At 72.8% G+C, this 23,116-nt stretch carries 25 protein-coding genes; 9 read left to right on the top strand and 16 right to left on the bottom strand.

Features of this window, described 5'->3' with window-relative positions; genetic code table 11:
* Window positions 1-5: 5 nt before the first annotated feature.
* From JQX11_RS30640 to JQX11_RS30590, 11 genes are all read right to left on the bottom strand, one after another.
* Window positions 6-704, bottom strand: coding sequence for an aspartate/glutamate racemase family protein (locus tag JQX11_RS30640; RefSeq protein WP_204928404.1), 699 nt, complete (start codon window positions 702-704; stop codon window positions 6-8).
* Window positions 701-2,002, bottom strand: coding sequence for an NAD(P)/FAD-dependent oxidoreductase (locus JQX11_RS30635; protein ID WP_204928403.1), 1,302 nt, complete (start codon window positions 2,000-2,002; stop codon window positions 701-703). Before JQX11_RS30635 ends, JQX11_RS30640 begins: the two co-directional genes overlap by 4 nt.
* A gap of 11 nt (window positions 2,003-2,013) precedes the next feature.
* Window positions 2,014-2,889, bottom strand: coding sequence for a family 3 encapsulin nanocompartment shell protein (locus JQX11_RS30630; protein ID WP_204928402.1), 876 nt, complete (start codon window positions 2,887-2,889; stop codon window positions 2,014-2,016).
* A 46-nt stretch (window positions 2,890-2,935) separates the two neighbouring features.
* Window positions 2,936-3,775 carry a class I SAM-dependent methyltransferase gene (locus JQX11_RS30625; RefSeq protein WP_204928401.1) on the bottom strand — a complete coding sequence of 280 codons (840 nt, stop codon included), beginning with the start codon at window positions 3,773-3,775 and terminating at the stop codon, window positions 2,936-2,938.
* A gap of 45 nt (window positions 3,776-3,820) precedes the next feature.
* Window positions 3,821-4,648: an SDR family NAD(P)-dependent oxidoreductase gene (locus JQX11_RS30620; RefSeq protein ID WP_204928400.1), complete on the bottom strand. Its 828-nt coding sequence runs from the start codon at window positions 4,646-4,648 to the stop codon at window positions 3,821-3,823.
* A gap of 5 nt (window positions 4,649-4,653) precedes the next feature.
* Window positions 4,654-5,610: a sulfotransferase gene (locus JQX11_RS30615; protein ID WP_204928399.1), complete on the bottom strand. Its 957-nt coding sequence runs from the start codon at window positions 5,608-5,610 to the stop codon at window positions 4,654-4,656.
* Window positions 5,607-6,782: an MFS transporter gene (locus JQX11_RS30610; RefSeq protein ID WP_204928398.1), complete on the bottom strand. Its 1,176-nt coding sequence runs from the start codon at window positions 6,780-6,782 to the stop codon at window positions 5,607-5,609. The genes JQX11_RS30615 and JQX11_RS30610 overlap by 4 nt, the downstream gene beginning before the upstream one ends.
* On the bottom strand, window positions 6,779-8,140 hold the full coding sequence (locus JQX11_RS30605) for a DegT/DnrJ/EryC1/StrS family aminotransferase (protein WP_204928397.1): 1,362 nt from the start codon (window positions 8,138-8,140) through the stop codon (window positions 6,779-6,781). Before JQX11_RS30605 ends, JQX11_RS30610 begins: the two co-directional genes overlap by 4 nt.
* Before the next feature lie 480 nt (window positions 8,141-8,620).
* Window positions 8,621-9,973: an RCC1 domain-containing protein gene (locus JQX11_RS30600; RefSeq protein WP_204928396.1), complete on the bottom strand. Its 1,353-nt coding sequence runs from the start codon at window positions 9,971-9,973 to the stop codon at window positions 8,621-8,623.
* Window positions 9,974-10,594: 621 nt separating this feature from the next.
* Window positions 10,595-11,968 (bottom strand): M23 family metallopeptidase, encoded by a 1,374-nt coding sequence (locus JQX11_RS30595; RefSeq protein WP_204928395.1) that lies wholly within the window; start codon window positions 11,966-11,968, stop codon window positions 10,595-10,597.
* A 120-nt stretch (window positions 11,969-12,088) separates the two neighbouring features.
* Window positions 12,089-12,682, bottom strand: coding sequence for a LysE/ArgO family amino acid transporter (locus tag JQX11_RS30590; protein ID WP_204928394.1), 594 nt, complete (start codon window positions 12,680-12,682; stop codon window positions 12,089-12,091).
* A 69-nt stretch (window positions 12,683-12,751) separates the two neighbouring features.
* Between JQX11_RS30590 and JQX11_RS30585 the strand changes: the two genes are divergently transcribed.
* Window positions 12,752-13,633 carry a LysR family transcriptional regulator ArgP gene (locus tag JQX11_RS30585; RefSeq protein ID WP_204928393.1) on the top strand — a complete coding sequence of 294 codons (882 nt, stop codon included), beginning with the start codon at window positions 12,752-12,754 and terminating at the stop codon, window positions 13,631-13,633.
* Between the two features lie 33 nt (window positions 13,634-13,666).
* Here the strand turns inward: JQX11_RS30585 and JQX11_RS30580 are convergent, their stop codons facing one another.
* Window positions 13,667-14,620 carry a GlxA family transcriptional regulator gene (locus tag JQX11_RS30580; protein ID WP_204928392.1) on the bottom strand — a complete coding sequence of 318 codons (954 nt, stop codon included), beginning with the start codon at window positions 14,618-14,620 and terminating at the stop codon, window positions 13,667-13,669.
* 101 nt (window positions 14,621-14,721) lie between these two features.
* On the opposite strand from JQX11_RS30580, the gene JQX11_RS30575 reads away from it, so the two are divergent.
* A complete protein-coding gene (locus JQX11_RS30575) occupies window positions 14,722-15,378 on the top strand; it encodes a DJ-1/PfpI family protein (protein WP_204928391.1) in 657 nt (218 codons plus the stop codon).
* A 9-nt stretch (window positions 15,379-15,387) separates the two neighbouring features.
* Window positions 15,388-15,702, top strand: a complete 315-nt coding sequence (locus tag JQX11_RS30570; RefSeq protein ID WP_204928390.1) for a hypothetical protein — start codon at window positions 15,388-15,390, stop codon at window positions 15,700-15,702.
* Window positions 15,703-15,927: 225 nt separating this feature from the next.
* Here JQX11_RS30570 and JQX11_RS30565 read toward each other — a convergent pair whose 3' ends face one another.
* A complete protein-coding gene (locus JQX11_RS30565; RefSeq protein ID WP_204928389.1) occupies window positions 15,928-16,164 on the bottom strand; it encodes a GntR family transcriptional regulator in 237 nt (78 codons plus the stop codon).
* Window positions 16,165-16,279: 115 nt separating this feature from the next.
* On the opposite strand from JQX11_RS30565, the gene JQX11_RS30560 reads away from it, so the two are divergent.
* The 6 genes from JQX11_RS30560 to JQX11_RS30535 all read left to right on the top strand — a co-directional run bounded on the left by JQX11_RS30560 (window position 16,280) and on the right by JQX11_RS30535 (window position 20,657).
* The gene (locus tag JQX11_RS30560) at window positions 16,280-16,537 is read left to right on the top strand and encodes a hypothetical protein (protein ID WP_204928388.1); all 258 of its coding nucleotides are present in this window, start codon (window positions 16,280-16,282) and stop codon (window positions 16,535-16,537) included.
* Window positions 16,530-17,411, top strand: coding sequence for a helix-turn-helix domain-containing protein (locus JQX11_RS30555; RefSeq protein ID WP_204928387.1), 882 nt, complete (start codon window positions 16,530-16,532; stop codon window positions 17,409-17,411). The genes JQX11_RS30560 and JQX11_RS30555 overlap by 8 nt, the downstream gene beginning before the upstream one ends.
* Window positions 17,412-17,534: 123 nt before the next feature.
* The gene (locus tag JQX11_RS30550) at window positions 17,535-18,482 is read left to right on the top strand and encodes a phosphotransferase (protein ID WP_204928386.1); all 948 of its coding nucleotides are present in this window, start codon (window positions 17,535-17,537) and stop codon (window positions 18,480-18,482) included.
* A 260-nt stretch (window positions 18,483-18,742) separates the two neighbouring features.
* Entirely contained in the window at window positions 18,743-19,417 is a 675-nt protein-coding gene (locus tag JQX11_RS30545; protein WP_204928385.1) for a DUF6308 family protein, read from the top strand.
* Window positions 19,418-19,455: 38 nt separating this feature from the next.
* On the top strand, window positions 19,456-19,677 hold the full coding sequence (locus tag JQX11_RS30540) for a hypothetical protein (RefSeq protein ID WP_204928384.1): 222 nt from the start codon (window positions 19,456-19,458) through the stop codon (window positions 19,675-19,677).
* Window positions 19,674-20,657, top strand: a complete 984-nt coding sequence (locus tag JQX11_RS30535; protein WP_204928383.1) for a hypothetical protein — start codon at window positions 19,674-19,676, stop codon at window positions 20,655-20,657. Before JQX11_RS30540 ends, JQX11_RS30535 begins: the two co-directional genes overlap by 4 nt.
* A gap of 341 nt (window positions 20,658-20,998) precedes the next feature.
* On the opposite strand, the gene JQX11_RS30530 is transcribed toward JQX11_RS30535, so the two are convergent.
* Genes JQX11_RS30530 through JQX11_RS30520 form a run of 3 tightly spaced genes read right to left on the bottom strand, consistent with a single transcriptional unit; the run spans window position 20,999 to window position 22,849 of the window.
* Window positions 20,999-22,144, bottom strand: a complete 1,146-nt coding sequence (locus JQX11_RS30530; RefSeq protein ID WP_232378898.1) for a WXG100 family type VII secretion target — start codon at window positions 22,142-22,144, stop codon at window positions 20,999-21,001.
* Entirely contained in the window at window positions 22,141-22,461 is a 321-nt protein-coding gene (locus tag JQX11_RS30525) for a type VII secretion target (protein WP_204928382.1), read from the bottom strand. Before JQX11_RS30525 ends, JQX11_RS30530 begins: the two co-directional genes overlap by 4 nt.
* Window positions 22,448-22,849 carry a YbaB/EbfC family DNA-binding protein gene (locus JQX11_RS30520; RefSeq protein WP_204928381.1) on the bottom strand — a complete coding sequence of 134 codons (402 nt, stop codon included), beginning with the start codon at window positions 22,847-22,849 and terminating at the stop codon, window positions 22,448-22,450. The genes JQX11_RS30525 and JQX11_RS30520 overlap by 14 nt, the downstream gene beginning before the upstream one ends.
* Window positions 22,850-23,116 lie beyond the last annotated feature (267 nt).

Genomic DNA, 23,116 nt, shown 5'->3' with positions numbered 1-23,116 from the left:
GCGACCTACCGGCGGTCGGCGTACGGGTGCCGGGCCAGCCCGGCGTGCACCATCGTGGTCAGGGTGACGATGTCGTAGACCGGCACCCCGAGCCGGGCCTGGACCAGGTGCGCGAACGGCACCAGGTCGGTGCACTCGATGACCACCGCCCCCAGGTCCGGCCCGGCCAGAGCGTCCGCCCGGGCCACCACCTCGGCGGCCAACCGGTCGACGTCGAGGGCGTCGCGCCGGCCCTCCAGCATCACCTCGCGGAACTCCGGCGCGTCGGCCATCCCGGCCACCCGGATCGGTACGTCCTGCGCGCCGATCGCGGCCAGGTGCCGGCGGGTCAGCGCCGCCGCGTCGGCGGTCAGCACCCCGACCGTCCGGCCCGGACCGAGCATCCGGTGCACCATCGGCAACTGGAGCAGGCTCGACGAGTGCAGCGGCACGTCCACGGCGGCGGCCAGCTCCGCCTGGAACAGCACCAGGAAACCGCATGCCCCGGTGATCGCGGCGACCCCGGCACCCTGCAGGTCCCGGGCGGCCGTGACGAACGGCGTGAGCAGGGTCGGATCGGCCTCGCGGACCAGCCGCTGCGGGGTGGCCCCCTCGACGACCCGGTACACCACCGGGAAGTCGAACGTCGCCGGGTTGCGGATGTGGCCGGGGATCTTGTCGAAGCTGGTCTGTAGACAGAGCACCCCGATCGTGGGGGTGCTCACCGGTGCCCCCGCCGGTGCCGGTCCACCGCGAACGTCGCCAGTGGCACGTCCGGCTCCGCGCCGGTGACGAGCTGGGCGAGCAGCCGCCCACCGGCCGGGGCGAGCCCCATCCCGATGTGCCCGTGCCCGGTCGCGACGCTGACGTTGCGGTACGACCCGAGCCGGCCGATCAGCGGCAGGCTGTCCGGGGTGCACGGCCGCAGCCCGCTCCACACCTGCACCCGGCCCCCGGTGTCGCACCCCGGCAGGTACGACCGCACGGTGCGCCGGATGCCGTCCACCCGGCGCGGGGACACGCTGGTGTCCAGACCGGTCAACTCCAGCGTCCCGGCCAGACGTATCCGGTCGCCCAACGGCATGACGGCCACCTTCCCCTCACTGAGCAGCACCGGCAGGGTCGGGGTGGCGGGGCCGGCGTCGACGGTCACCGCGTACCCCTTGGCAGGTTGCAGCAGCAGGCCGACGCCCAACTGCCTGGCGCACGCCGCCGACCACACCCCGGCGGCGAGCACCACCTCACCGGGGCGCAGGTCGCCCCGGCTGGTACGGACGGCGCGGACCCGACGGTCCACGGTGTCGAAGCCGCGTACCTCGGTGTCGGTGAGGATCTCCACCCCGGACGCCCGCAACAGCCGGGCGAACGCGACCAGGAACGCCGGGATGCGTAGCGCGGCGCCCTCCTCGTTGAGCAGCGCCCCGGCGACGGCGAACTCGACGCCCGGTTGCAGCCGGGCCAGCTCCGCCCGGTCCACGGTGCGCAGCGGCACCCCCCGGGCCACCGCCGCCGGCACCGACGCCCGCGCCTGCGCGTACCCCTGCGGCGTACGGCAGGCCAGCAGCATGCCGCGGGCGGTGAGGGTGCCGGCCAGGTCGTCGTGTGCGCAGACCTCCCGCAGGATGGCCAGGCTGCGCTGCTTGAGGTCGAGCAGCACCTCGAAGCCGGCGCGGGCCTGCCGCTGCGTGCAGTTCCGGCGGAAGTGCCACAGCCAGGCCAGCAGCTCCCGGTCGAGCCGGGGCCGGACGTGGAACGGGCTGTCCGGGTGAAGCATCCAGCGCAGCCCCTTCGCCGGCACCCCCGGCTCCGCCAGCGGAGCGGCCCCCTGGGTGCCGACGAAACCGGTGTTGCCCGACGAGCAGGCGGCCGGGTCGCCGACCTCGCCCCGGTCCACCACCGTCACGCTCAGCCCGGCCCGGCGCAGGAACCAGGCGCAGAACAGCCCGGCCACGCCCGCGCCGACGACCAGGACGTCGGGGTCGGACCGTGCGGGTACGTCGTCCGGCGCGGGGGTGGTCGCCATGTCGGCCCCCGCTACAGGGTGACGACGAAGAAGCAGGTGGGCAGGTTGACCACGACCCGTTCCCAGATCTCGGCGCACAACGCCCGACCCGGTTCGGCGAAGGTGCCCGGCGGTGGCTCGGCGAACCGGATCGTCGACCGGCCGGCGTCGAACAGCACCGCGCCGTGGCCGAAGTCGCCGACGATCGCGGTGCCCGGGTCGACCAGCCGGGTCCGGACGATGAAGACGCCGTTGTCCTCCACGTCGCGCATCAGGTGCCCCTCGCCGAGCAGCCGGTAGTAGTCGGCGGGGTTGATGATCAACCCGTCGGCGGTGCTGCCCATCTGCTCCACCTCGTTGCAGGCGGCCAGGATGGTCGACGTGAACGGCGCGGGGTCGGTGAGCCGGCCGAGCTGCGGCATGTTCAGCAGCCCGCCCTCGCCACGCAGGATGGTGTGGTTCTCGGCGGTGGCCAGCCGCACCACCAGGCGGTAGTCGATGAACTGGGCGAAACCCACCGGGTCGGCCCACAGCTCGTCGGGCACCTGCACCCAGGCCCGGGTGGTCAGCAGCTCCGGGATGGGGGAGCGGTGGAAGTGGTTGGCGGCCTCCCGGCGCAGGTCCGCGCCGTCCACCACCGGGTCGCCGGGGCGCGGTGGGCTCTCGTGCCAGTAGAACTCCTGCGGCTCCCGGGACAGGTCCACCACCTTGAGCATGTTCCGCGACGGGTAGCGGGGCTTGCGCCGGGAGCTGGTCAGCGAGTCGGTGATGGTGACGTCGTAGTCGACGCTGGTGTCGAAACCGTCCTTGCTGAACGCCTCGACGAACAACCCGCCGGGCGACATCTGGGTCCTGCGTTCGGCGACCACCTCGGCGATCGTCCGCTTGACGGCGTCGGTGCGCTGCATGACTACCCTCCTGGTCCGAAGCTGGTACGCGGGTCGGTGCGGCCGGTCAGGCCGGCTTGCGGGCGACGAACATGCCCCAGCCGAACTCGCCCCGGTCGATCGCCGCCTGGATCTCGTCGCAGGAGGCGGCGAAGCCGAGGATCCACCGCCGGGCCGCCTCGTCGTCGCTTCCGGCGGCCCGCTGCCGGGCGGTCTCCCCGAGCACCCGGTACGTCTGCCGGATGTGCGTGTCGAGGCTGCGGGCGACGGTCACCTCGAACCCGGCCGCCGTCAACGCCTCCCGGTAGCCGTCGAGGGAGTAGCCGCTGCTCCACCGCACCCGGTCGTAGACGTGCCGGCGGGCCGCCTCGCCGACCTCGGCGACGGGTTGCAGGAAGTCGGTGACGGCCAGCGTCCCGCCGGGGGTGAGCACCCGGAACATCTCCGCGTGGCTGCGCGCCTTGTCCGGCACGAGGAACAGCGCGTCCTGGCTGACCGCGTGGGTGAAGCTGCCGTCGGCGTACGGCATGGCGGTGGCCGAACCGTGCCGGAAGGCGACCGGCAGGCCAACCCCGCGTTCGGCCAGCTTGGTCTGGGCGAAGCGGACCCGTTCGATGCTCAGGTCCAGCCCCTCGCCCCGGCAGCCGGTGTGCCCGGCCAGCCGCAGCAGGAAGTTGCCGCAGCCGCAGCCGACGTCCAGCACCGTCGAGGACGCGTCGATGCCGGCCTCGGCGGCGAGGATGTCCGATGTCCGGTCGGCCGCCGCCGGGTAGTCGGTGTCGTCGGCGTCGGCGAAGTAGCCGGTGTGCAGCACCCCCTCGCTGTCCCAGAAGCTGAGGTACGTCTGGGTGGTCTGGTCGAAGAACTCGGAGACGTCCCGTTCGGTGAACTGGCTGGTCGTGGACATGCGGCACTCCTTCGTGCGCGGGGCGGGCGGGGGTGTGGGGTGGGGTCAGGCGTAGGTGTCCCGGCCGACGCCGGTCAGGTGGGGCAGCTCCGGGCCGGTCGCGGCGGCCCCGCCGTCGATCAGGTGCACCCCGGCGGTGACGAAGGAGGCCCGCTCGCTGGCCAGGAAGGCGGCCACCGCGGCCACCTCGTCCGGCCGGGCCAGCCGGCCCACCGCGCTGTGGTGGCCCATCGCCGCCAGCCGCGCCTCCACGTCGCCGTCGGTGGCGAGGCGGGCGGCGGCGCGTTCCATCGGCGGGGTCCGTACCCCGCCCGGGGCGAGCACGTTGACGGTGATGCCGTCGCGGCCCACGTCGACGGCGAGGCCCTGGGCGAACCGGACCAGCGCCGCCCGGGTCACCCCGGAGAGCACCAGCGGCCCGATCGGCACGCAGGCCGTCTCGGAGGCGACGAAGAGCAGCCGTCCCCAGCCGGCGGCCCGCAGGTGCGGCAGCGCGGCCGTGGCCAGCGCCACCGCCGGCAGCAGCACCCGGTCCACGGCGGCCCGGTAGTCGGCGACGGCGAAGCCGCTGGCGGTGCCGACCGGCGGGCTGCCGCCCCCGGCCACCAGCACGTGCACCCCGCCCAGGTCGGCGGCGACCGCGTCGACCCAGTCGCGGGCCGCGTCGGGGTCGGTGAGGTCGACGCTGGTGGCGCTGACCCGACCGGTCGCCACCTGCGTCAACTCCCGCTCGGCGGCGGCCAGCCGGTCCGGGTCGCGTCCGCAGATCGCCACCTGGGCGCCCTCGGCGGCGAACTCCTTCGCGCAGGCCAACCCGATGCCGCTGGTGCCACCCGCGACCAGGGCGACCCGCCCCTTCAGCCCGAGATCCACGCCCGTTACCTCCCGTTGTCCGATGTGCTGCCGACCGTCGCCGGGGCGGGGCCGGGGGAGCGGTAGCCGTACCGGCCGAACAGCGGCCAGGCCAGCGCGGTCGCGGCCCACCGCCGGCCGGGGGACAGGGTGCGCCGCCAGCCGTCGTCGGAGTCCCGGATGAGCGTCGGCCCGGTGCGGAACCGGTCCGGGTTGCCGGTGACCGTGTGGTTGGTGTGCAGGTGCACGGTGCGCCCGCGCACCGGGTTGCCGGCCGGGTCGGCGGCGCAGAGCCGCAGCAGCGCGTCGACGGTGCCGGCCGGGTCGGCGGTGAACTGCTCGTAGCGCAGGAACATCGACCGGTCCGGGTACCGGCGGGTGATCGCGGCGCTGGCCCGGTTGAAGCCGTGCCAGTAGCCGGTGCTGCGGGCGGCGGACATCGCATAGACGTACTGCTTCGGCTCCCGCCACGAGTGCGCCACCGCCCGGGGGTCGCGGACCAGGTGCACGTAGTACGGCCGGATACCGGGCAGGTGCGCCAGCAGCGCGGCCTCGCCGGGGATCTTCGTGGTGTCCACGATCACCCGTGCCCCGGTCCGGTCGGCGATGCCGTGGTAGACCCGGCCCATCAGGTCGGCGTGCGCGCGGATCTCGTCGTCGTGCAGGCCGCGTCGCAGCACCCGCCAGGTGTGCCGGGTCCGCACCCGGGACCACTGCCGCCGGATCACCGCCGTGGCGTGCGCGTCCGGGGACGTGCCCTCGGGCCGGCCGATCGGCAGCACCGTCGACCAGATCGGGCAGCCGGTCAACGGCTCGCCGCAGCCGCACCGGTCGTTGACCCCCCGACCGGTGGCGTTCTTCCACAGGAAGTGCAGCTCACCGACGTGGAAGAAACCGGGCACCTCGTTGAGGACGTTGCCGATGATGGTGCTGCCGTTGCGGCACCAGCCGGTGATGCACAGGACGGTCAACGGGTCGCTCATCCGGCGCGTACCTCCGTGGGTGTGGTGACCGGGCGGCCGATGCGTACCGCCAGGGCCGCCGCGACCAGCGCGCAGGCCGCGCCGACGGCGAACACCGCCGGGTAGCCGAAGCCGGCGGCGACCAGGCCGGTGACCGGCCCCCACACCGCGAGCCCCAGATCCCAGAACGAGGTGTACGCGCCGATCGCCGCGCCCTGCCGGGCCGGGTCGGTCCGGTTCATCACCATCAGCGCCAGCGACGGGTGCAGCAGCGAGAAGCCGACCCCCATGACCACGCTGCCGGCCACCGCGACCGGCAGGTTCGGGGCGACCGCGACGACGGCCAGCCCGACCGCCTCGCCGACCCCGCACCAGGCCGCCACCCGGCGCGGGCCGAGCCGGTCGGGCAGGTGCCCGATGACCAGCCGGGTGCCGGCGTAGACGGCGCTGAAGCAGCTCAGCACCACCACCCCGTGTCCGATGTCGCGGGCGTCGAGGTGCAGCACCACGAACGCGGCGAGCCCGGCGTAACCGGCCGCGCCGAAGGTGAGGGCGATCCCGGGCAGCAGCGCCGGCCGCAGCAGCAACCCACCGCCACCGCCGGTCGGGGCGGTGCGGGGTGGCGTCGGCACCACGGCGACCAGCCCGGCGGCGAGAAGCGGCGCGGCGGCGCTGAGCGCCCACACCGCCGGGTAGGAAACCTGTTGCAGGGTCGCGCCGAGGAACGTGCCGGCGGAGATGCCGCCCCACATGCTCACCCCGTAGAGGCCGATGAGCTGGCCGCGCCGGTGGTGCGGGGCGAGGGCCACCGTCCACACCGCACCGGCGGTGAACAGGGCGGCCTCACCGGCCCCGAGCAGCAGCCGCACCGCGACCAGCGCGGGCACGCTCAACGGCAGCAGGTAGAGCAGTCCGCCGGCGGCGACGACCAGCGCCCCGGTCAGCATCACCGTGCGGTGGCCGTACCGGTCGGCCAGCGCGCCGGCCACCGGGCGGACCAGCAGCGCGGTCGCCGCCGTCACGGTGACCACCAGGCCGACGGTGAAGTCCCCGGCGTCGTGCCGGTCGCGCAGGAACGCCGGGAGCACCGGGATGACCGCGGTGAGCCCCAGGTAGCCGGCGAAGAGACCACCGAAGATGCCCACCATCGCCAGCCGGGGGACGACGGTGTCCCGGGTCGGGGCGGTGGTCATGCCCGCACCGGCTCCACCCCGACGGCCGCCGGGAGCGACCCGTCCGGTGCCGCGCCACCGGGTGTGCCCGCCGCGGCGGCGACCTTGCGGACCGCGCGGATCAGCTGGTCGCAGTCGTCGGGGGTCAGACTGGACGACAGCGGCACGTCGACGGTCTCGGCCAGCAGCCGGGCGGTGCGCGGCAGGGTGGCCCGCACCCGCGCCGGGTCGCGGTCGTCGTACATGAACCGCCAGTTCCAGAAGGCCCGCACGTTGAGGTCGTCGTCCGCGCCGATGTTGCGGGCGTCGATGCCCTCGGCGCGCAGGGCGCGGGCGAACCAGCCGGCGTCCCCGCCGGGCACCCGGAACACGAACGCCTCACCGAGGTACGCCCCGGGTGCGACCGGGTTGCGGATAGCGATCCCCGGCAGGTCGGCCAGCGCGCCGCTGACCTGGGCGTAGTTGCGGTGGAACAGGGCCAGCCGCTGCGGCAGCCGGGTCAGCTCGGCACGCAGCAGAGCGGCCCGGATCTCGTCCATCCGCAGGCTGAGCAGGGGCAGGTCCAGCCCGTCGACGGGCGGCTCGGTGCCGGGGAAGTGCCGCCGCAGCCGCCCCTCGTACGCCCCGGACAGCGCCACCGCCCGACCGAACAGGGTGCTGTCGTCGGTGACCAGGAAGCCGCCCTCACCGCAGTTGAGCGCCTTGTCGGACTGGGTGCTGAACGCCCCGGCCACGCCGAACGTGCCGAGCTTGCGGCCATGCAGTTCGGCGCCGAGCGCGGGCACCGCGTCCTCGATCAGCGGCACGCCCATCTCGGCGGCGAAGGCGGCCAGCGCGGCGACGTCGGCGGCGAAACCACGCATGTGCACCACGAGGATCGCCCTGATCTCCGGTCGCCAGCGACGGCGCAGGTCGTCGAGGTCCATCCGCAGGTCGTCGTCCACCTCGACCAGGAATGGTCGGCACCCGGCCAGCACAATGGCGCTCGGGGTGGCGACGAAAGTGAATCCCGGGCAGGCCACCAATGAGCCGGGCGGAACGGCGGCACCCATGATCGCCAGGGCGAGCGCGGCGGTGCCACTGGATACGGCGAGGGCGTGCCGGGTACCGAAGTAACGGCACAGTTCCTCCTCGAACTGCCCACACTCCGTTTCCGCCTCGGTGCGATGGTCGTAACGGAAGTAGAGGTGACTGCGGATAGCGCGTATCGCCGCTTCCTCGTCGTCGGCGCAGACGTGCACCGCACCTTTGTCGTAGGTGGGCCAGGGGGTGCGGCGGATCGGTGCGCCACCGTGCAGGGCAAGCTGTTCGTGCAGCTCAGCGCCGTGTGATGCCGGCCGGGGCCGGGTCGGCGCGGGATCTTCGTCGTTCCCGTTCACCGGTGTGCTCCTGACTGCCTGCGGCAGTTTTCCCGACTGGGTCGACAGGGAATTGCGCACGGGGCATCCGCCTCGCGGGCAACCGCGTCGAAACGCCGGAACAACTACCAGATCCGACATGTGCGCGGGCCGGGAATCCGGTGAACAACATGATTGCCCGCGGGATGCGGGCCGTCAACCATGTGCCGGGAATGAGCGTCGACTTAACATCCGTTGAGGTCAGTCGGCCGTGGGTCTGGTGGCGGACAGTGACCATTACTAATGACGAATGTCGGGCATTCCGCCGCGCCGGATCGTCCCGGCCTGCCGTTATGCGCTGCCGGCTGCGGTGCGGCCTCCTACCGTGCGTGTGGGGCGGCCGACGCGGCTCGGAGCCGTTGATGCGCCGGGCGGGCGTTCCGCCTCGAACCGGAGGGTGGGTCGGCTCCTGCGGCCGGGGCCCGGGTGGGCCCGGCCATCGCGCCCGGACCCCGCCTCCCGCTAACTCTGGGGTGCGAGAACCTGGACCGGGGTGGGCCGAGGCTCGTTACTGCCGTCCCCGAGTTGGCCCTGGCCGTTGGCACCCCAGGCGACCACCGTGTAGTCCGGCTGGAGCGCCAGGCTGTGGTAGGCGCCGGCGGCGATGTCCCGGATCCCGTACAGGAACCGCTCGCAGGGGGCGGTCTGTCCCACCGCACACACCCGCCCCGGGACCGTCCGGCCGGTGAACGTTCCGTCGCCGAGCTCACCTGTGAAGTTGTCGCCCCAGGTCAGGACGCCGCCGCTACTCAGTTGCGCCATGGTGTGGACCGGGCCGGCGGCGACGCGGCGGATTCCGTACAGGAACCGCTCGCAGGGCGCCGTCTGCCCCACGGCGCACACCCGCACCGGGGTTGTCCGGCCGGTGAACGTTCCGTCGCCGAGCACGCCTGTGAAGTTGTCGCCCCAGGTGACGGGGCCCCCGTCACCCAACAGCGCCATGCTGTCGCCGGCGTTGGCAGCCACGGATCCCGCCGCGTACAGGAAGCGGGTGCAGGGGGCGACCTGTCCCACCGCGCACACCCGCACCGGGGTGGCGCGGCCGACGGTGGTGCCGTCGCCCAACTGCCCGACCTGGTTCCAGCCCCAGGCCAGGGCCAGCGCGTTGTCGGCCACCGCCACGGTGTGGACCCAGCCGCCGGCGATGGACCTGACTCCGCTGAGGAACTTCGTGCACGGTGCGACCTGCCCCACCGCGCAGACCCGTACGGGAGTGAGGCGGGTGTAGATGGTGCCGTCGCCGAGCTCGCCGAAGGAGTTGTAGCCCCAGGCGATGGCAGAGGTGTCGTTCAGCACCGCCAGGCTGTGGAACGCGCCGGCGGCGATGGACCTGACCCCGGTCAGGAACTTGGTGCAGGGTGGGACCTGCCCCACCGCGCACACCCGTACCGGAGTGGGGCGGTTGTTATGGGTGCCGTTACCAAGATCCCCCCAGTTTTCGCCCCAGGCGACGACGGTGCGGTCCCTGAGCAGGGCGAGGTTGTGATTGCGGCCGGCGGCGATGGCGATCACGCCGGTGAGGAACCGGGTGCAGGGTGCGTCCTGTCCCACCGCGCACACCCGCACCGGGGTGGTGCGGTCGACGGTGGTGCCGTCGCCCAACTGCCCGGATTGGTTCCCGCCCCAGGCGACGACGGTGCCGTCCGAGCGCAGCGCGAGGCTGTGGCTCTCACCCGCGCCGACGGCGGTCACGGCGCCCAGTTTCGCCGTCGCCCGCCCCGTTGCGTCGTGGGCCGGCACCGTGGCGGTGACGGCACGTCCGCCGGGTACGCCGTCGGCGTGTCCGGCGGACGCGTCGCCGATCGCCGCCACCATCGCGAGTACCGCCACCCCAGCGGCGAGGGCCGATCGTCGGCAGTGGAGCGTCGTCACGGCTGCGGTGGGGTGTGACGACCTTTCGGATGGCCGGCTGCTCATTCTTCTCTCCCTCCGAGGGCGGCATGGGCTGTGCGCCGACCTGATCAGGATGGGCCGTCAGGTGGGGGCGGGGATTCGCCGTTTCCGGGAACTGAAGGACCCTCCGGGAAAGCGTCGGTGGGGTGCGGGAACGTGATCGCCGTTCACCTTGTCGTCCGTAGATTTCCGGGCGGGTTCAGCGGAAATATATACCGCTGCCGAATGATCAGAAAATAGGCGTCTCGAATGAATAATCTGCTCACCATTCAGAGCTTCCGTGCCGCCGTCGGGTCGGCTGCGCGTGCCCGCCACATACCGTGGTGCGGTCGCGTCCGTGCTGTCGGGTACGGCGACGGGGCCGGGCTGCCGCCGGGGACCTCCGGCGGCAGCCCGGGGCCTGAATGGGCGTACGGTCGAGGTGTCCGGCGGGGTGGGCCGGTGGCTACGCCGCCGGGTGGCTCGCCCCGTCCGGCGGGCGGCAGCCACCGGCCACCCGTGCGAGCGGGGTGATCAGCCGGGGCGGGCGGATGCAGGTGACCGTCAGACGGTGTAGAGGACCTTCACGCCGGTGACGGTGGTCGCCGAGACGGCGGTGCCCCGGACGTTGGAGTTGAGGTTGCGCCAGCCGTTGTTGCTGGCCGCCTCGTGCACCATTCCGCCGACCACGGTGTAGATGATCTTCACGCCGTTGAAGCTGATCGCGGCGAGGGCGTCGGGGCTGACCCCGGAGATGCCGGAGTTGAGGTTGCGCCAGCCGTTGATGCTGTTCGCCTCGTGCACCCAGCCGCCGACGACCGTGTAGATGTACTTGACGCCGTCCATGCTGATCACGGCGAGGGCGTTGTTGCTCACGCCGGAGATGCCGGTCCACAGGTTGCGCCAGCCGTTGTTGCTGGCCGCCTCGTGCACCAGACCGCCGACCACGGTGTAGATGATCTTCACGCCGTTGTGGTTGATGGCGGCCAGGGCGTCGGGGCTGACCCCGGAGATGCCGGTGTTCAGGTTCTTCCAGCCGTTGGCGCTGGACGCCTCGTGCACCCAGCCGCCGACCACGGTGTAGATGTACTTCACGCCGCCCACGTTGATCACGGCGAGGGCGTTGTTGCTGACCCCGGAGATGCCGGTCCACAGGTTGCGCCAGCCGGTGTCGCTGGACGCCTCGTACACCAGGCCGTTGTTGACCGTGTAGAGCAGCTTGTTGGTGCCCATGACCATGGCCGCGGTGGCCGAGCCGGTGATGCTGTTGACCGGCAGCATCTGCCAGCCGCTGTGGCTGCCCGACTCGTACACCTGGCGGTTGGCGGCCTGGCTGCAGTTCTGGCTGGTCATGTTCCGGGCCGGCGAGGTGGGGCCGGAGATGTAGAGCGGGCCGGTGGACGGGCTGCCGTCGGAGGTGATGCCGGAGGGCACCCCGTTGAAGTACGACTCGGTCTTGACGCCGTCGCGTACCTGCTCGTAGTGCAGGTGCGGGCCGGTGGAGTTGCCGGTGCTGCCGACCCGGCCGAGCTGCTGGCCGGTCGACACCCCCTGGCCGGCGGCGACCATCGGCGTCTCAATCATGTGCAGGTAGAGCGTCCGCCACCCGCCGCCGTGTTCGATGATCACGTGCCAGCCGCCGCCGCTGCCCCAGCCGGCGAAGGAGACGGTGCCGCTGGCGGAGGCGAGGATCGGCCGGCCGTTGCTGGCCCCGCCGGTGAAGGTCAGGTCGATGTCGTAGTCGTCGTGACCGTAGTAGGTGGCCATCCGCCACGTCTCGCCGCAGGGCACCGGCATCTGGAAGTTCGGCCGGGGGCCGGCGGCCTGGGCCGGGGTGGTCACGACGGCGGCAGCGCCCGCGAGCGCGAGCACCGCGACGCCGGCGGTCGCGAGCGTCAGTCGGGCGGCGGTGCGGAGCCGGGCGAGTGGACCCGTCATGCGCGGTTCCCTCCAAAGTGGATCACTGGTTGAAGGATGTCGATCCTACGGTCCCGAGGTCCGCCCGGAGGGCCCGCGCCGGTGGCGGATCAGCAGAGGGGTGCCCCTGCCGGCCGCCGTTCAGCCGGTGGCGACCGAGACGGCGACGGCCATCATGATCACGGCGATCGTCCCGTCGACGGCCCGCCACGCCGCCGGACGGGCGAGCAGCGGCCCCAGCCGGCGGGCACCGAGGCCCAACCCGGTGAACCAGGCCAGGCTCGCCGCCACCGCGCCGGCACCGAACGCCCACCGGTTCGGGTCCTGGTGGGCGACCGTGCCGAGCAGCACCACCGTGTCGAGATAGACGTGCGGGTTGAGGAACGTGAACGCCAGACAGGCCAGCAGCGTAGCCCGCAACGTGGCCGCAGGGCGGTCCAACGGGCTGAGGGCGGCGGGGCGCAGGGCGCGGCGGGCGGCCAGCAGCGCGTACCCGAGCAGGAACGCGACGCCGCCCCAGCGGACGGCGACCAGGACGGCCGGCGTCGCGGTCAGCGCCGCCCCCAGACCGGCGATGCCGGCGGTCATCAGGGTGGCGTCGGCGGCCACGCAGATCGCCACCACCGGCAGCACGTGCTCCCGGCGCAGCCCCTGGCGCAGCACGAAGGCGTTCTGCGCCCCGATGGCGACGATCAGCGCGAGGGAGAAGCCGAAACCGGCGAGCACGGAACCCATGACGGCCACGCTAGGACGGCGGCCTCCTGCACTCCAGCTAAAGAATCTGCATCACCGTTAGAATCGCTTATGCCGCTCGACCCGGTCCAGCTCGCGACGTTCCAGGCCGTCGTCACCCACGGCAGCTTCGACGCCGCCGCGCGGGCGATGAACGTCACCCCGTCGGCGGTCAGCCAGCGCATCAAGGCCCTCGAACAGGCCGTCGGGCAGGTGCTCGTCCGCCGTACCCGGCCCTGCGTGCCGACCGCCGCCGGTGCCCCGCTGGTCCGCCTCGGCGGGCAGGTGGCGCTGCTGGAACAGGAGGCCCTCGACGCGGCGCGCGGCACGCTGGGCGACCCCACCCGCACCCGGGTAGCCGTCGTGGTCAACGCCGACTCCCTCGCCGGCTGGTTCCTGCCCGCCCTGACCGCCGTCCCCGACATGCTGGTCGACCTGCACACCGACGACGAGGGGCACACCGCGCGGCTGCTGCGCGACGGCACCGTGATGGCGGCGGTCACCACCGAACGCGTCGCCGTGCAGGGCTGCCGGGTCCTGCGCCTCGGCGCGATGCGCTACCTCGCCGTCGCCGCACCCGCCCTGCACGCCGCATGCTTCGCCGACCGCGACCCCGCCACCGTGTTCCCGACCGCGACGATGATCCGCTTCGACCGCAAGGACACCCTGCAACACCGCTTCGCCCGTACGCTCACCCGCCGCGACGTCGACCCGCCGACGCACTTCGTGCCGGGGACGGCCGCCTTCACCGAGGCGGTCCGGCTCGGCCTCGGCTGGGGCCTGCTCCCCGAAACCGTCGCCCGCCCCGACCTCGCCGCCGGTCGCCTCGTCGAGCCGGCCCCCGGCCGGCACCTCGACGTGCCGCTGTACTGGCAGTACTGGCGACTGGAGTCGACGGCGCTGGCGGCGCTGACGGCGGCGGTCCGGGCCGCCGCCCGCACCGCACTGCGCTGACGGTGAGCTGGGCGGAACCAGCCGGGACTCCGCTCAGCCGGGCACCCGCCCGGCGACGAACGTCCTGCGGTACACCTGCGGCGACACTCCACTGAGCCGCTTGAACTGGACCCGGAACTGCGCCGGTGAGGCGAAACCGACGAGGTGGGCGATCCGGTCGACGCCATGGTCGCTGCGTTCCAGCAGCTCCTGCGCCCGGCGGACCCGCACGGCGGCGACCCACTGCATCGGGGTACGACCGGTCTCCTCGTGGAAACGGCGGTTGAGCGTACGCACGCTGAGCCCGGCCCGGGCGGCCACGTAGGCCAGGGTCAGCCGCTCGTCCGCGTGCGACTCCCACCACTCCAGGACCGGGCCGAGACCCACCCCGGCGGGGTCCACGCCAGGGCGCACGATGAACTGCGCCTGCCCCCCGTCGCGGTGCAGCGGGGCCACGGCCTGCCGGGACGCGTCGGCGGCGACCGCGGCACCGTGGTCGCGGCGGACTAGGTGCAGGCACATGTCCACGCCCGCGGTCGCCCCGGCGGAGGTGACGAACTGGCCGGTGTCGACGTACAGCACCTCCGGCTCCACCCGGACGGCCGGGTACGTCGCCTGGAACAGCTCGGCGGCGGCCCAGTGCGTGGTGGCCCGCCCGCCGTCGAGCAACCCGGCGGCGGCCAGGGTGAACGCGCCCACGCAGATCGAGGCGATCCGGACGCCGGCGGCGGCAGCCGCCCGCAACGCGTCCAGCACCGCGCCGGGCACCGGCGCGGTCGGGTCGTACCGGCCGGGCACGATGACGGTGTCGGCGGCGGCGAGCGCGTCGAGGCCGTGGTCGACGGCCAGCCGCAGCGGGCCGGCGTCGACGACCGGCCCGCTGCCGCAGACCAACACCCGGTAGCCGGCCCGGCCGCCCGGCAACCGCACCCGACCCAGCACCTCGATCGGGGTGGCCAGGTCGAACGCGATCGTGCCCGGCAGCGCCAGAACCACCACGGTGTGCACGGCGGCACCTCCCCGGAATCGACGACACGTGGCAAGAAACAGTCGGACGATGGCAATCCTGCCACTGGTCGGGTCAGGCGGCGAAGTCGAGGATCGGTGGCATGTTGGTACAGATCGTGTTGTTCGACGGGTTCGACCCGCTCGACGTCATCGCGCCCTTCGAGGTCCTCGCCGCCGGCGGCGACACCGTCGAGGGCGCACTGACGGTGGAACTCGTCTCGGCGCAGGGTCCGAGGGAGGTGGTCAGCGGCACCCGGGGTCTGACGCTGCGGGCGACCGGGACGCTGGACCCGACCCGGTCGGGCTACGTCGTGGTGCCCGGTGCCAGCGGTCCGAGCACCGGCGACCCCGACGAGGGCGTGGTGACCATCCCCGTGCTGCTGGCCCGGTTCGCCGACTCGGCGGCCGTACCGCTGCTGCGCGCCGCCCTCGACAACCCCGACGTGACCGTGGCGACCGTCTGCGGCGGGTCGCTCGCCCTGGCCATGGCCGGCCTGATCGAGGGCCGCCACGCGGTGACCCACCACCTCGGCATGGACGTGCTCGACGCCACCGGCGTACACGCGGTGCCGGCGCGGGTCGTCGACGACGGTGACCTCGTCACCGCGGGCGGCGTCACCTCCGGCCTGGACCTCGGGCTGCACATCCTGGAACGGGAGTTCGGTCCCCGGGTCGCGCACGCCGTGGAAACCCTCTTCGCCTACGAGCGACGCGGCACCGTGTGGCGTGCCGCCGGCCACCTTCCCGTCCTGGTCTGAGGAGAACCGGTGGTACACCCCGTCATCGGCACCTGGGACGTCAGCCTGAAGACCCCCATCGGCACGCTCCGCGCCACCTACGTCTTCCACGACACCGGCGGGGTGCCCGCCGGCACCGCGTCGACGGCGGCGGAAACCGTGGCGCTGACGGCGGTGACCTGCGCCGACACCCGCGTGACCTGGCGACAGTCGGTGACCCGGCCGATGCGCCTGCACCTCGACTTCGACGTGGTCGTGGAGGGCGACACCCTGGCCGGTCATTCCCGCGCGGGGCGACTGCCCCGCACGGTGGTCACCGGCACCCGCCGTTCAGCCGGCAGTTGAGGACCACCGCCCGGCGCAAGCAGCCCGCCCCCGCTGCTGTGGCCGGGGTCGCCCTTGCGGGGTGTTGACCGGGAAGCCGCTGTCCATCGGGTACTGACGGTTGAGCGCGCCGGCCAGGCAGGCGGCGGTCCCGCCTCTGCCGAGATCGAAGCGCTCTTGGTCAACCTCAACCGCCTCGGAGACGGCAGCACGAACCCCTGACCTGCGGGTTCGTCGAGCAGTGGGCTACGAGGTCTGCTGCGGCGGGCCAGCGACGAAGACACCGATGCCCTGCCTGCCTTCCAATACGCCCGACTCGATCAGGATGTCGATGGCCTTGCGGACGGTCACGCCCGAGGTGTCGTACTGCTCGGCAAGCTCCTTGGTCGTCGGCAGCTTGTCGCCGGGCTTCAGGATCCCGGCGCTGATCCGGTCCAGGATGTCCTGCCGGATCCTTCGCCACAGCGGCACGTATGGCACCATGCGCCGACTCCATCACGGCCGCCTTGGCGCGGTGCAACCTATGCCTTGTTTAAAGTCTATAGCTTGAATAGCTTGTTTGGTTGTAAACTGGCGCGAGCTAGGAAGGGGAGGCGGCATGGGTAGGCGGTGGAAGTGGTTCCTGCGGTCGGGGACGGTCGCGGTGGATCTGACCGGGCAGGTGGTGCCCGACGGGAACGGCCCGGGGCGCTGGCGGCGCAGGACGGTCGAGGGTGTCGTACCCGATGGGGTGGTGACGTCGCGGTGCGACGGCGCGCTCGGCCACGCGCGGCGGGCGGGGGAGACGCCTAACCAGCGCGCGGACCGCTACCGGGTGCGGGTGCCCCGCCAACGGCGGGCGGGTTCCGATGGTTGAGGCCACCGGCTCGTCCGTGCCGCGTCGGCACCTCGGGCGGGTGCTGCGGGAGTTGCGCATCGCGGCGTGCATGACGCTGGACGCTGCGGCCGAGGCGCTGGAGTGCAGCCGGCACAAGATGTGGCGCATCGAGAGCGGCCTCGGCATGGTGCGCGCGGTCGACGTACGGGCCATGTGCGAGCTGTACGCGGCGCGGCGTGCGCTGACCGCCGCGCTGGTCGCGCTGGCCGGCGAGACGCGGGGGAGGGGCTGGTGGCACGCGTACGGGGACCCCGTACCCGAATGGTTCGACCTCTACGGCGGCCTGGAGTCCGCCGCGTGCCGGCTCCGCGAGCACGCCGGGGCGCTCGTCCCCGCCCTGCTCCAGACCCCGGCGTACGCCGCCGCGACCTGCCCGCACTGGCCCGGCGCGACCGGCGAGGAGCGGGAACAGCCGGTCGAGGCGCGGCTGCGGCGGCAGGACCTGCTCCGGCGGCGACTGCCCCGACCTCCGCGCTACGAGGTGCTGCTCGCCGAGGCGGTGCTGCTGCGGGAGGTGGGCGGCGCGGCGGTGACGGCCGGACAGCTCCGGCACCTGGCGGAGGCGAGCCGGCTGCCGCAGGTGTCGATCCGGGTGCTGCCGCTGGCCGCCGGAGCGCACGACGCGGCGCTCACCGGCTCGTTCGTGCTGCTGGAATTCCCGCTCGGCCTGCGCGCCGACCCCGACCCGCCGGTGGTCTACCAGGAGTCGTTGACCGGGGCGCTCTACCTCGACCGGCCGGCGGAGTGGGCCGCCTACGAGCAGGTCTGGGCAGGCCTGGACGGGGCGGCCCTGGACGAGGAGGAGTCACGCCGGCTGATCCTCACGATCGGCGAGGAACTGCACCCCGGATGACCGGCCCCGATGACCGTGGAGCCGTGACGAGGACCATGCCGGTGAGGGACGCCGGCATTCGTCTCGTCGGCCCGGTGCCGACGGAGACCCCGACCCGTCGGGTGCGTGCGGAAGGATGGGGGTATGCAGAGCTTCCTGACCCCGGAGCAGATCGCCCACCGCACCCGGCGTGCGGTCGACGCGGCCGTCCACGCCGGACGCGCACGGGGGCTCGACGTGACCGACGCCCGCGTGCTCTACGAAGCCTTCTCCGTGGTCGTGCACCTCGCGCCGTCGCCGGTCGTGGCCCGGGTGCCCACCGTCCTGCCCGCCTATGCGGACCTCGACAGTGTGGCCGGTCGGCAGCGGGCGGAACTGGACGTGACGGCATGGCTCACCGAGCGGGGCGTCCCGGTCATCCCGCCCAGCCCCCTCGTGCCCCGCGAACCCGTCCGGCACGACGGGTTCTCGATGACGTTCTGGCAGCTGATCGAGCTGGCCCCAGCCGGGGAACCCGACTACGTGGCGAACTGTGCCCTCGTACCCGAACTGCACGCCGCGCTGCGCGACTACCCGGGTGAGTTGTCGTTCCTGTCCGCAGCCGAACCGCAGTTCGTCGAGGACGGCCTCGTCGCGCTCGACGGTCAGCCCGAACTCATCGACCCGGCCGACCTGGACCGCGCCCGCCGGGAATGGCAGGTGCTGGCACCACTCGTACGCTCCCGCGAACTGCTCGAGAAGACGTTCCCCGGGGTCGACCTGCAACCCGTCCACGGCGACTCCCCGGTCGTGAACATGGTCGCCGGGGTGGACGGGCACCGCTACGCCGACTTCGAGATGGTGACGCTAGGGCCCGTCGAGTGGGACGTCGTCGGAGTCGGTCCGGACGGTGAGGCCGCCTACCGGAGTGCGGCGCAGCGCCGGAACCTGCGGGACCTCGACGAGGGGGTGCTGCGCTTCGTGACGGCGGTGGGGATGCTGCGAGGCGTCGCCTGTCTCGCCCTGGCCCCCCAGCTGCCGATGCTGGCGGACGCCCTCGGCGGCATGCTCGACCAGTGGCGGTCGACGCCGTTCGCCGGAGGGCTCGGCTGAGCGGGTGATCCCGCGTCGCTGGCTGTCAGGTTCACGACGCGACTGCGGTCGCCATCGATGCAGACGATGATGTGCGCCCGCTCCCCGGCATCACCGACCGGGTGAAAGCGCAGGTCGGCGACGGCTGCGGTGGCGTTCTGCCCGGCCACACACGAGTGACGGCTGAGCCGCGAAGTGGTGTTGCCCCGCCGGTCACCGATCTGGTTGTCTAGCCGACCTGTAGTTCGCTGCCGGGACCACGGAGCCCTCGAAGGAGAAGCGTGCCGCAACCCCTGACGCTCACCGAGATGCTGGCCGTCCTCGATGATCCCCGGTCGGTTTCCGACCTGCACACCTACTACCTCGGCACCGGCGACGAGACGTTCACCGGTGGACAGTTCGACCAACTCGGTGGTGGCGGCAGCCGTCCCGAGACGGCCGGCGCCATCACCGCCGAGGACCTTGTCGCCGTGGAACTGCTGCGGGTGCGGGTGCCACCGCAGCAGGCGCTCGACCTGTTGCAGGGGCCCCTCGGCGAGCGGGTCGCCGCCGAGTTGGGGAGGATCCCGGTCGACGTGGCGCTGGGCGCAGACGAGGCGTACCCCCTGGTGGTGGCGGGTGGTCCCGCCGACACCGCCTGGCGGGCGCTGCGCGACGTCAGGGGCATCGGATGGGTCGTCGCCGGCAAGTTGCTCGCCCGCAAGCGTCCGAAGCTGGTGCCGGTATACGACACGGTGGTGTCCTGCGCCTACCGCACCGGTACCGGCTTCTGGGAGTGGTTGCACGGCAGGCTCCGCGAGGATGAGGGCGTGCTTACGCAGCGGCTGCACGCACTGCACAAGGAGGCGGGCCTGCCCGAGGCGGTGAGCCTGCTCCGCGTCCTCGACGTGGTGTTCTGGATGCGGCACCGCCCGGTGCACAGTGGCGACCACTGCGTCGGAATCCGTCTGCCGTGAGCCAGGACGAACGGCATTTCACGGTACGCATCAGGGGCGTGGAGCCGAAGAAGTACGCCGACATCGTCAACGCGGTGTGGATGCAGCTACGGGCGATCGATTGCGACTTCACCGTCACGCCGGACGAGCACGGGGATGCGGCTGTACTCGACGCCCAGTGGGACTCGTACAGCCAGGTGTCCTGGACAGCGGGCAGCCGGGGCGGGACGCCGCAGGCGAAGGCGGCGGGCAAGCGGCGCTCCACCGACACCGGTCGATGACAGCACCGAGGTCGCGCGTTCGTCCGACGCAGTGCATCTGCGTCAACTGCGGCGACACCGTCCACGGCCGGGCGAACACCCGCCGGCGTGGGCCCGACATCGCCTGGTACGTCCACTGCCGACCCTGCGCGAACCTGGTCGCCGACCAGATGCAACCGCTCGGCCTGCTACCCGACCGCAGCGTCGACCTCTACCGGTGCCAAACCTGCGGCAGCCTCCGGGTCTGTCGTACCGGCTGGCGGACCCGGTGTCACCTCTGTCTGGACGAGCGGTCCGCCGGCCCGAGCCTCACCGCCGGGGCACGCCTGCTGACCCGGTTGCCGGACGAACCCGCGCTCGCCGACCGGGTTCGCCGCTTCGCCGGCCCCGAGCCTGTCTCCATCCGGGCCGCCGCCGAGTTCCAGGCGGCGATCGCCCTCGGCGAGGAACTCGACAGGCACCGCCGCGACGGCTGGACCGACCTGGCCGGTGACGTCCACGGCCTACCGTGGTACGGCGCACGGCAGGCACCCTTTTCCCACGGCACCTGGGGCCTGCACCTGCGCTGCGGCTCGTGGCAACGGCTGCGCGACCGCACCTGCGCCCAGTGCCCACCCGAGCCCGAGGACCGCACCTTCGCCGCGCTCCGCGACACGCCGTACCTGCTGTATCTGGTGCGACACCGCGGACTGCTCAAGTTCGGCGTCGGCGGGGCGAGCCGGGTACGGCAGCACCTGCGGGCGGGTGCCCAACTGGTGGAGGTCGTCGAGGGTCGGCACGCGGACGTCATCGAGGCGGAAGCGGTTCTCAAGCGGCAGAAGCGGGCGGCGGGGGAGCCGTTGCGCTGGTGGCGTATCCGGCGGATGCCGGAGTCGTTCGGAGCGGGCACCGAAGTGGTCCGGAACGGCGTACGGATCAGCCTCGCCGACTACCTGCGCGACGGAATCGACGTGACCAGCCGCTTCACCAGCACACCTGACACGAAGCGGGACAGTGCCTGACGATTTCACTGTTCATGGGGCGGGTGGAATGGTGAGCGGCCCGCCGTCCGGCCGGTGCTACGTGATGAGGCGGTAGTTGGGGATGCCCCGGTTACGTTCCTCGGCGGGCAGGTCAAGGGAGAGTGCCCTGACCCCGTCAGGAATGGGTGCCCTGGAGAGGTGGATTCCCTCCAGGCAGGTGTCGCACCAGAACGAGGCGTAGCCGTGTCGCGCCCCCGGGGGAGCGGTGAAGGCCAAACGTAGCGTCTCATGACCGCAGTTCGGGCACGGAAGATCGGAGGAGGCCGGTAGGGCGCGGTACACGACGTCGTACGCGTCCAGCCAATCGTCGAAGCTTGCCATCAACGCTCTCTCTCTGGCCTGACCGGGTGGCTGTTCCACCATCGTTCCTCATGGGCATAGGCCCGGTCCTCGAAGGCGTCGGCCTCGTCACGGGTGGTGGGGTAGGGGCGGCCGTCACGGAGCTCCGACACGTGGAACTTCTCGTGCTCAAGGGTCCGGGCAAGATCCTCCTCGCTGCGGAACGCCTCGCGGCAGAGCATGACCGACTGATCGGGTCTGGTCACCCCACATACGCCTGAGATCCGGTTGTTGATGCTGAATCGAATGCCGGATACGTCGATGCCGTATTTGGTGGCGATCTCCTGTACCGAGTCCAGACTCATCGGCATCCGGGGTCCGTGGCCTCTGCCTCGTACTCGATTGAGGTCATCAGCGGCGGGGTCGGCATGCCGGAGCCGGTTGAGGGCCTGCTTGAGCTTTTCGATGAGGTCGCCGAGGCGGCGTAGTTCCGGCAGTAGCCGCCGCAGGCTGGCCAGCAGCCCGCGCAGCAGCCGGGCGATGCGCGCCGCCCACGAGCCCACCAGCGTGGTCACCTGCTCCACCACCCACGGCGTGGCGAGCCCTCCGGTGGCGAGCAGTTCGCCCGCGTACACGATGAGGCGGGAGACGCAGGCGGCGATGGCGTCGCGGACGAGGAGCCGGACGGCGGCGACGAGGCCGGCGGCGGCCTCGGTGGCGGTGGCGAGGGTGTCGGCGCCCTCGGCGAGACCGGTGATCGCCCGGTGCTGCTCGGTGGCCCAGGCCCGGTAGGCGCTGCCGGCGCTGCCGCCCCAACCGGTGACCTCGGTGCGCACCGCCTGGGTCAGTTCGGCGGCGTCCTGCCGGAGGGCGGCGGCGACGTTGCGCCAGGTCTGGGCGTGGGCGGTGATCTGTGCGGGGTCGCCGGCGAGCCAGTCGAGGGCTTCGCTGAGCGGCCTGACGTGTTCGATGAGCCAGGCGATGCCGTACTGGAGCAGCGCGCCGACCGGGTCGGAGACGAGGGCGAGGGCGTCCAGGCCGGCGCTGACCACGCCGAGGCTGCCGTCGATCCAACTGCCGGTGCGGACGCCCTGGGCGATGAGTTCGATGTCCTCGCAGATCCAGATCCCCGCCCACGCGCTGGGGCCGGCGTCCGACGCCGTGGCGACCAGTGGGTTGCCGGTCACCGGCCGTCCCGTATCCGGTCGAGGTGCCGGGCGGCGCGGCTGTCCGTGGCCCGGTAGCCCGCGGCGCTGGACCGCAGCTTCGCGGCGGTGTCCCGGACCGATCCGGCGGCGGTGCCGACGCCGTCAACCAGGGTCTGCTGGAGGCCGTCGAGCAGCGTCGGCATGATCGCGCAGAGTTGCCCGTACGCGTCGGCGTCGAGTTGGACGTGTCGGCCGGCCCTGCCGGCGGTGTCGAGGCTGTCGGCGCAGCGGTCGAGGTGGGCGGCGTGCCGGTTCAGGTCGTCCGGGTCGACCCGGATGCCGTCACCGGTGGGCATCCGGCGTGCCCGGCCCGGCGTCGAGTCGCCGCCGGTGGGACTCGATGATCGCCCGGGTGGCCGGGTCATCGGCGCCGAGGGCCCGGGTGGTGGCCTCGGTGAGCTGCCGCAGCAGGTCGGTGCGGGCGGCCCGGGTGGTGGCCATGATCTGCCGTGCGGTGTGGGCGGCGGAGTGCTGCCGGGTCTGCTCGTCGAGCCGCAGGTCGACCAGCAGGCCGGTGGAGTCGACGGTGACCTCGATGGTGCGGTCGGAGCTGCGGGCGGTGCCGGTCAACGCCTGTGCGCTGGCCGACAGGGCCCGTGCCCGCTCGGCCTGCCCGACGAGCGAGGACTCCCACTCGTCGAGCCGGCGTGCGGCGGCGTCCAGTGCCGACTCGTCCGCCCACATCCGACCCTCCCCAGGGGACAGTGGCCCCGACGCCACCTCGCCCGGTGGCGTCGGCCCGCCGTGGTCGACCGACCCGACGTCACCGACACGGTATCAACCGGTTACGCGCGGCAGTGTCCCGTCGGTGGGAGCCTGGCGGCCGGCGGTGCCGCTGTCCGCCCCTGATTGCTCCGATCAGGGCCGGGGGTTGCCGGGCGGCCCCCGAGCGTCCATTATGCTCACAGCGCGTATTGGCAACGATGCCCTCGGTAGTCGCGCACCCTGTGA

It is taken from the genome of Micromonospora humida, from assembly GCF_016901255.1.
Taxonomy (GTDB): domain Bacteria; phylum Actinomycetota; class Actinomycetes; order Mycobacteriales; family Micromonosporaceae; genus Micromonospora; species Micromonospora wenchangensis.
The sequence above is the reverse complement of the archived record's forward strand: the minus strand, read 5'-3'. Positions and strand labels throughout refer to the sequence as shown.

Bases quoted from the DNA above. Each gene is read 5' to 3' on its own strand.
- JQX11_RS30635 (WP_204928403.1), bottom strand. From the start codon at position 2,002: ATGGCGACCACCCCCGCGCCGGACGACGTACCCGCACGGTCCGACCCC.
- JQX11_RS30630 (WP_204928402.1), bottom strand. From the start codon at position 2,889: ATGCAGCGCACCGACGCCGTCAAGCGGACGATCGCCGAGGTGGTCGCC.
- JQX11_RS30625 (WP_204928401.1), bottom strand. From the start codon at position 3,775: ATGTCCACGACCAGCCAGTTCACCGAACGGGACGTCTCCGAGTTCTTC.
- JQX11_RS30615 (WP_204928399.1), bottom strand. From the start codon at position 5,610: ATGAGCGACCCGTTGACCGTCCTGTGCATCACCGGCTGGTGCCGCAAC.
- JQX11_RS30610 (WP_204928398.1), bottom strand. From the start codon at position 6,782: ATGACCACCGCCCCGACCCGGGACACCGTCGTCCCCCGGCTGGCGATG.
- JQX11_RS30600 (WP_204928396.1), bottom strand. From the start codon at position 9,973: ATGGTGGCGGCGATCGGCGACGCGTCCGCCGGACACGCCGACGGCGTA.
- JQX11_RS30595 (WP_204928395.1), bottom strand. From the start codon at position 11,968: ATGACGGGTCCACTCGCCCGGCTCCGCACCGCCGCCCGACTGACGCTC.
- JQX11_RS30590 (WP_204928394.1), bottom strand. From the start codon at position 12,682: ATGGGTTCCGTGCTCGCCGGTTTCGGCTTCTCCCTCGCGCTGATCGTC.
- JQX11_RS30585 (WP_204928393.1), top strand. From the start codon at position 12,752: ATGCCGCTCGACCCGGTCCAGCTCGCGACGTTCCAGGCCGTCGTCACC.
- JQX11_RS30575 (WP_204928391.1), top strand. From the start codon at position 14,722: ATGTTGGTACAGATCGTGTTGTTCGACGGGTTCGACCCGCTCGACGTC.
- JQX11_RS30565 (WP_204928389.1), bottom strand. From the start codon at position 16,164: ATGGTGCCATACGTGCCGCTGTGGCGAAGGATCCGGCAGGACATCCTG.
- JQX11_RS30560 (WP_204928388.1), top strand. From the start codon at position 16,280: ATGGGTAGGCGGTGGAAGTGGTTCCTGCGGTCGGGGACGGTCGCGGTG.
- JQX11_RS30555 (WP_204928387.1), top strand. From the start codon at position 16,530: ATGGTTGAGGCCACCGGCTCGTCCGTGCCGCGTCGGCACCTCGGGCGG.
- JQX11_RS30550 (WP_204928386.1), top strand. From the start codon at position 17,535: ATGCAGAGCTTCCTGACCCCGGAGCAGATCGCCCACCGCACCCGGCGT.
- JQX11_RS30535 (WP_204928383.1), top strand. From the start codon at position 19,674: ATGACAGCACCGAGGTCGCGCGTTCGTCCGACGCAGTGCATCTGCGTC.
- JQX11_RS30525 (WP_204928382.1), bottom strand. From the start codon at position 22,461: ATGCCCACCGGTGACGGCATCCGGGTCGACCCGGACGACCTGAACCGG.
- JQX11_RS30520 (WP_204928381.1), bottom strand. From the start codon at position 22,849: ATGTGGGCGGACGAGTCGGCACTGGACGCCGCCGCACGCCGGCTCGAC.